This is a genomic window from Microcystis sp. M_QC_C_20170808_M9Col, assembly GCF_007095495.1.
Lineage (GTDB): Bacteria > Cyanobacteriota > Cyanobacteriia > Cyanobacteriales > Microcystaceae > Microcystis > Microcystis aeruginosa.
The window spans coordinates 1-6,554 of the sequence record NZ_SFBZ01000289.1 but is presented as its reverse complement, the minus strand read 5'-3'; the positions used below and the strand labels follow the sequence as shown (position 1 = coordinate 6,554).

The 6,554-nt window shown below is 43.4% G+C and carries 7 protein-coding genes and 1 pseudogene; 2 read left to right on the top strand and 6 right to left on the bottom strand.

Features of this window, described 5'->3' with window-relative positions; all coding sequences use genetic code 11:
• Nucleotides 1–675 (bottom strand): annotated as a pseudogene (locus EWV68_RS18390) (transposase); the annotation flags it as partial.
• A 144-nt stretch (nucleotides 676–819) separates the two neighbouring features.
• Between EWV68_RS18390 and sipA the strand changes: the two are divergent.
• Both sipA and EWV68_RS18380 read left to right on the top strand, forming a co-directional pair.
• Nucleotides 820–1,032: a regulatory protein SipA gene (gene sipA / locus EWV68_RS18385; RefSeq protein WP_043996918.1), complete on the top strand. Its 213-nt coding sequence runs from the start codon at nucleotides 820–822 to the stop codon at nucleotides 1,030–1,032.
• Between the two features lie 81 nt (nucleotides 1,033–1,113).
• The gene (locus EWV68_RS18380; protein ID WP_061430705.1) at nucleotides 1,114–2,055 is read left to right on the top strand and encodes a glycosyltransferase family protein; all 942 of its coding nucleotides are present in this window, start codon (nucleotides 1,114–1,116) and stop codon (nucleotides 2,053–2,055) included.
• On the opposite strand, the gene EWV68_RS18375 is transcribed toward EWV68_RS18380, so the two are convergent.
• The 5 genes from EWV68_RS18375 to cobA form a co-directional block, all read right to left on the bottom strand.
• Nucleotides 2,056–3,657, bottom strand: coding sequence for a peptide ligase PGM1-related protein (locus EWV68_RS18375; RefSeq protein WP_287170650.1), 1,602 nt, complete (start codon nucleotides 3,655–3,657; stop codon nucleotides 2,056–2,058). It lies immediately after the preceding gene.
• Nucleotides 3,658–3,823: 166 nt separating this feature from the next.
• The gene (gene psaJ / locus EWV68_RS18370; protein WP_002738148.1) at nucleotides 3,824–3,952 is read right to left on the bottom strand and encodes a photosystem I reaction center subunit IX; all 129 of its coding nucleotides are present in this window, start codon (nucleotides 3,950–3,952) and stop codon (nucleotides 3,824–3,826) included.
• Nucleotides 3,953–3,997: 45 nt separating this feature from the next.
• Entirely contained in the window at nucleotides 3,998–4,492 is a 495-nt protein-coding gene (locus tag EWV68_RS18365) for a Photosystem I reaction center subunit III (RefSeq protein WP_286825498.1), read from the bottom strand.
• Between the two features lie 132 nt (nucleotides 4,493–4,624).
• On the bottom strand, nucleotides 4,625–5,044 hold the full coding sequence (locus EWV68_RS18360; protein ID WP_061430703.1) for a secondary thiamine-phosphate synthase enzyme YjbQ: 420 nt from the start codon (nucleotides 5,042–5,044) through the stop codon (nucleotides 4,625–4,627).
• Nucleotides 5,045–5,054: 10 nt separating this feature from the next.
• Nucleotides 5,055–5,855 carry a uroporphyrinogen-III C-methyltransferase gene (cobA, locus tag EWV68_RS18355; RefSeq protein WP_287170649.1) on the bottom strand — a complete coding sequence of 267 codons (801 nt, stop codon included), beginning with the start codon at nucleotides 5,853–5,855 and terminating at the stop codon, nucleotides 5,055–5,057.
• Between the last annotated feature and the right edge of the window lie 699 nt (nucleotides 5,856–6,554).

The window sequence follows — 6,554 nt, the reverse complement described above, 5'->3', positions numbered from 1 at the left end:
GATTCTCCCGATTCCTCCTCCTCAAACACAGGATAAAGATGTTTCAGCTTGACCCTAGCATCGCTGGTCGTAAACGTCCATATTACTGTAGATGCAGTCTGATTACGTTCTTTTTGCCAGGTTTCTATCTCCCTTTTCAGTTCTTCCTTGCTAGAAATCCTTCTATCTAAACATTGCCTCGATAAGACGCTTAGTTCAGTTTCGGCTACATTTAACCAGCTACCATTACGAGGTGTGTAATAAATTTCCAGTCTTCTAGCTAAACGATGAGCAACGGGTGCTGGAAATGCTTCATAAAGCGAGGCTATGTTATGAGTGTTGAGATTATCACAGACGAGCTTGACTTTTCGAGCCTTTGGATAGTCCACATCCAATAATTGACGAATTTCTTCTGCCCAATCTATTCGGGTTCGACTATCTCGGTTACTCACCCGTCTCCATCCTCGATGGGGGTCAAAAAACATGAACAAGGCTTGAACCCCTTCACGACTATAGTGATAGTCTTCTTTTTTATAGCGTTTCCCAATCTCATGAGGTACACCAAAATCTTAACTCCCGAATCCTGACTCCTGACTCCTCAAAACCTAAGACTCTGTACCTCACAACTATGGGAATTGCTATATCTTGTCCAGGTTGCATGGGTATCGGGGGGTAAACTTCTCCAAGTAGTTGCTTGTAGGTCAGGCAACAGCCCAACCCAAGACGAAAGGCAGACAACGACAGCGTAAACAACACCTATTGTCTGGGGAATCTATCTTGAGAATGATTTGAAATATGCTAAGTTGGGATGTTATGTCACGATCGCATCTAGCCAGTACCATGAGTGAAATTAGCGTCGGGGGAAAAGTCCGTCTGATTGCCATTCCCCCTTACCTGAAAACCGCCGATCCTATGCCTATGTTACGGCCGCCAGAGCTGCTCAATATCGACGATATCGGCACGGTTATCGATCGCCGGCCGGGGGGTTATTGGGGTGTAAAATTCGAGCGAGGCTCATTTCTGCTCGATAGCAAATATTTAGAGGCCATTTAAACCAGTTAAGTGCCAGTAGCGTCCAGAGATTACAGTCCAGACAACTTCGTTAAATCACAGGCAAATCTAACGAGTTAATTTATGTCCAATACTTTTCTATCGATCATTATCCCGATGCGCGAGGGATTTAGCGAACATTGGCTAGGAGAATTATTGAAAGTCAAGGGAGATATAGAATTTATTTTAGTTCATCCTCCCGGGGTCAAACCTTCGCCAGTCAATGATCCACGCATGAAACAGATTGTCTGTGCTTTACGAGGTGAAATTATTCAAAGAAGTACAGGATTTTTAAATGCCAGAGGTACTTATATTCTCACAATCAATTGCGATGAATATTTACACCCTGAGATCGTCACCTTAGTCAAAGACTATTTTGACCGCTTCCCCAACAGTTGGGTATTACGATTAGCCAGATGTGAATTTCCCTACGGTGAACGAGAAAAATTAGAGAGTTCTTGGCCAACAATTCCCGATGTAAAAAGTTTAGCTATCTGTAGCAGGAGAGAAAATAATAGCCACTTATTTAAAGAGAATAATTATTTATTAGAATTACCGATCGCTCCTTTAGATAATCCTTTTAATCCCCAAGTTTTTCTCAATCAACGTCCCGATCAAAATGGTCCTCATTTAGAAAATTTTGATAAAAAAGTTTGGAAAAGTGAACTTGTGCAAGTAGCGACGATAGAAATTACTAATCTCATGAACTTATTTGGTCCGATTAAATATATTCCTTTTTGGTGTTTAGATAGATTACTAGGTTTATATATTCAGGCTAAATATTTTGAAAAAGAGCGAGTAATCGGTCACTGGCTGCCGAATTATCCCGAACAAATAAGAATTGAAGATAATCCTCCTGAATACCAAAGAACTTGGCGATTTTACTTTTTATCGGAAGTTATGTTATTAAGAAAATTCCCTCAGTATGGCTATCTTTGGAATCTAGCTATCTATCAATTTTTAGAACTGCCTGCTTGGATGATTAAATCTCTGAAACAAAAAATTATACCCAGTAAATCAGTCTAGTTATATCCAAGTGATCGGTAATCCAGAATAATAATAACCTAAATTTATGGAACTATGCTCTGTTTCCCAATCTAACACCTGTTCCACACGCTGATAAATTGCCGCAGCTTCCTCGCTAGAATTGCCGATACAAGTTAACCCTAATTTACCAAATTCTGACAGCGCACCCATGAGATGAAAAACTGTTCCTGTTTTACTGCTACTATCAAAATGCAAGTGATGTTTAGCAATAATATCCATTAAATCATCGGGAAGTAAACCTTTGTATTGGGGTTTGTGGAGATTATCGGAGGCAATATAATACTTTTCTTGGTGAGGTTGACTGAAAAACAATCCAGTTTTTTGATCGTATTCACCATTAGTTAAAAGCTTCAAAGTCATAAAAGGATGGGTAGTTCCTCCTTTTCGCAGATTAATTTCGATCGCCTGTAAATCCCAGACTAAAGTGTCTGGATTTTTCACAGCGACGAAATCAACTCCATAGCGTTCAATTGCCCCCTTGGCTGCCAGAATTTCCCCTATTTTTCGACCTAATTCCTGTAATTGTAGGCGATAATTTTCATCAGCGGGAAAATGACAACCTAGATAAATTTGACCATCGGGACCGCCTAAAATTTGATCGTGAGTGGAAAGAATATTTACTTCTCCCGTGGGTGTAATATAACCTTGCACACTCGGCGATCGCTTTTCTTCTCCTTCAATAAAAGCTTCGACAATTGCCCCTAATTCAGCAATTCTGCCAGAAAAACTGTCCCAATTTTCATCCCTTGCTTGAAAACTCATTTTCTCTAATTGTTTGGCCAAGAGATTCATTTTCTCGCTTAAATCTAGACTGTTACTATCAACAATTCCCCCTAAAGGACGTAAATCTAAAACTGCATTTCCTTCTCCCGATAACCCCTCATTTAACTTAACTACCATGCGTTTTAGTTGCGGTTGACGGGACCACAAACTAGCGGCCTCATACAACAAATCCTTAACCGTATTTACCTGTAAACTACCGTCAGGATGGGGAATATTGCCTTGACCAAAAATCTCGCGACTGCCACTTTTAGAACCCCAATACAATAAGTCTGGACTACAGGCAAATAAAGGAATATCTAATTGTAAAGACAATTCTCGCTCTAAATTAGTAGAATTAAAACAAACCATGTAGGCACGATCTCGACGCAACGCTTGCCGGATTCTTGCTACTAAGCGCGGTCTTTCCAGAATTTTTTGGGTTAAAGGTTGAAAAGAGTTATCGTGAGTTGTCAGTAATAACAGACGATTATTAGCATGGGAAAAAGGAATCCCAGGCAACAATTGCAGATAATAATCAATCACCATCCGCGCCAGTGGCTGCGCTGTTACATAGATTAAACGAGTTTTCGGGTGTCGCAACCGAATCAGAGAAAATAATAATCTTTCTTCGTAATGTAAAAAACCCGCTACTTTTTGACCGACTCTCTGATCGATACTAAAAGAAGGGACAACTAGGATATCATAATCCCATTCATCGGATTCGGGAACGTTTTCTCCCTGCCAAATCTCTTTTAATTTTTCTTGTAATTCTTGATACCGCAGACGCTTTCCCAGCATCAAATCTCTATCTAACAGCATGGTTTGTCCCACCTCTGTGGTTGCAGACACCTGTATCTTATCGATTTTTAGAGCCTGTCGTCTCCAGTGCCTTTCTTTTCTTAATATTCCCCCAGTCCCTCCGATCGTTGCCCTTAAAAAGGGATACAGTGGACTCTGTATCCCCTTTAATCACCTGAGATTGCCTTTAGCCTAGCGGGTGGAATAAGAGATCGGGATAAAAGCGATTAAATTCGATTAAAATCCCGGCGGTGAAAGTCAGCAGCGCCATAATTAACACGGGTGCGGACGAGAGAAATTTAGTAAGTCCTTCCATCTGAGTTCTCCTAGGGAATAAAAAGTCAAGGGTTTGACACAAAAATTAACGAGGGGAAACGGTAATTTCCGAATCCTTAACGGTCAATTTACCGGAAGTGGCTTCTTGTAAAGCCGCCAACGGCCAGAGGAACCCCGTTAACATTTTGCTCAAAGCGAGGGGAACATCGATGATGATTTCCTTCATTTCGGCATCTTTACTGTCGCGCACGGCGATTAAATAGGCCCGACCAACCCAACCGATCCAACCGGCAATGTACAGGAATAGGATGCTAGGGATAAAGAAATCGCCCATGTGATCCCAACGACCATCAACAATTAGGTGAGGATAGCCTTCAGGTCCACAGAGAGCTTGGGAGTAGGTTTGAGCGCGTTTGGCTCCCGATTCGGGGTCGAGAGTGGTGTTGCGGAAACTCTTCGCTTTTTGTAGGAAAGCGGGATTTTCGCTACAAGGGGTCAGATTAGACAAATCAGCCGACGCTGGAGCGGCAAAGGTGAACCAGAGAGATAGCACCAGGGCCAGAGCGAACAATTTTCGCATAAATTGTTTCCTTTTGTTACGAAATATGAAGTTCTTTGTTCAAAAAGCGAACAATTTGATCGTACACGGAAAAAATCTTACTCCGATGAGGGGTACGAGTAAAGTTTCTATTACAAAACTATACGCAAAGCTTCAGACCCCCGTGATATGAACCACCACTTGCCTTTGGTGACGACTCTGACGATGTTCCCAGAGATAGATACCTTGCCAGATCCCTAAAACTAATTTACCTCTAGCGATCGGGATTTGTTCCGATGTCCGGGTTAGGACCGAGCGAATGTGAGCGGGCATATCGTCTGGCCCTTCGGTAGAGTGATAGTAGAGACTGCTATCTTCCGGCACTAACTTAGCGAAGAAATTGGCCAAATCGGTGAGAACATCGGGATCGGCATTTTCTTGGATCAGCAAAGAAGCGGAGGTGTGACAGACAAAGACACTGCATAATCCCGTCGTTATGCCCGATTCAGCCACGATCGCTTCTATGGGGGCAGTAAGACGATGGAAATTCTTGGGACTGGTGGCAATTGTCAGGGATTTTTGATATTGACGCATGGGAACCGAATCAGGGAGAAATGGGGGTGGGGGGGATTGTCCTGGAGAGCAAAGGTTGTCCCGCTTGTAAGAGATCGTGAAGGTCCACCACTGCCCCGATAACAGCGATCGCAGGGGACTCAAAGCCGGTGGCTTCGATCTGGTCCATAATCGTGGTGAAAGTACCGATTAACTGCTGTTGCTGCGGTGTTGTTCCCCAGCGAATCAGGGCGATCGGTGTTTCTGGACTTCTGCCGGCCTTGGTTAACTCGCCGATAATATAGGGTAAATTATGCACACCCATGTAAACAACAATTGTTTCCGCACCATGGGCGATCGCTGACCAGTTAACTTGAGGACGATATTTACCCGCCATCTCGTGGCCGGTGACGAAAGTAACGGAAGAACTATAATTGCGATGGGTGAGGGGAATACCGGCGTAGGCAGGCACGGCAATTCCTGAAGTGATCCCCGGCACGATCTCGACGCTAATTCCGGCCGCGATCAGATCGAGCATTTCTTCACCCCCGCGACCGAAAACAAAGGGATCACCCCCCTTGAGACGAACAACCACAGCATTAGTCCGGGCCTTCTCGATCAGTAAAGCGGTGATTTCCTCCTGTACTAGAGAATGACGACCGCGACGCTTACCCGCATGGATTTGTTCGGCCCGGGGGTTAATCATGGTCAGAATCGAGGGGCTGACTAGGGCATCATAGAGGACGACATCGGCATTTTCTAGGAGAACTTTCGCTTTCAAGGTCAACAAACCGGGATCTCCGGGACCCGCACCGACGAGATAGACCTTACCGCAACTTTCTGATTGATTCATAGATACTGGGGAGAAAATTCTTGCTTCGATCGAATGCGCTTGATCCCTACTTTATTGTGACTTGGGCAAAATTTGGTATTTTTAGCTACAGTTACTCGGCGATCATGCGCTTTCTTCATGAAGAAGTATGATCTTAACATTACTTAACCTTTAATCTAGCGATCGCTCTGATACCGAATCCCGTTTAACAGGTATGGGGGAGAGCGGGTTTTTAAGGTTGGATTGGGAGTTAATCATGCTATATATAGAAACTTACAGCTTGCTTCTATATAGGGTTTGCTGAAAAAGCTTTTCCTAGGGGCAGGGTGTGGCCTCAGGGAAAAAGTCCAGGGATTTTCCCCCCAATCACTCCAAAGGTCGGCACTTTTTGAGGGAAAACAAGTCTAAAAGTCTTATCCAACAAGGTTTTTAGATTTATTCAGCAAACCCTATATATAGCGTTTCCCAATCTCATGAGGTACACCAAAATCTTAACTCCTGAATCCCGAATCCTGACTCCCGAATCCTGACTCCTCAAAACCTAAGACTCTGTACCTCACAACTATGGGAATTGCTATAGATTAGGATTTGAACAAGCCACTCATCGAAAATTTGGGTCTGAAACCCCGTCGTTCTACGACGGCTTTACTGTTAAATATGAGCATCGTTTACGAAATATATGCTAAAATGTGAGGTATGGAAAAAGCCTATTCTTACCGA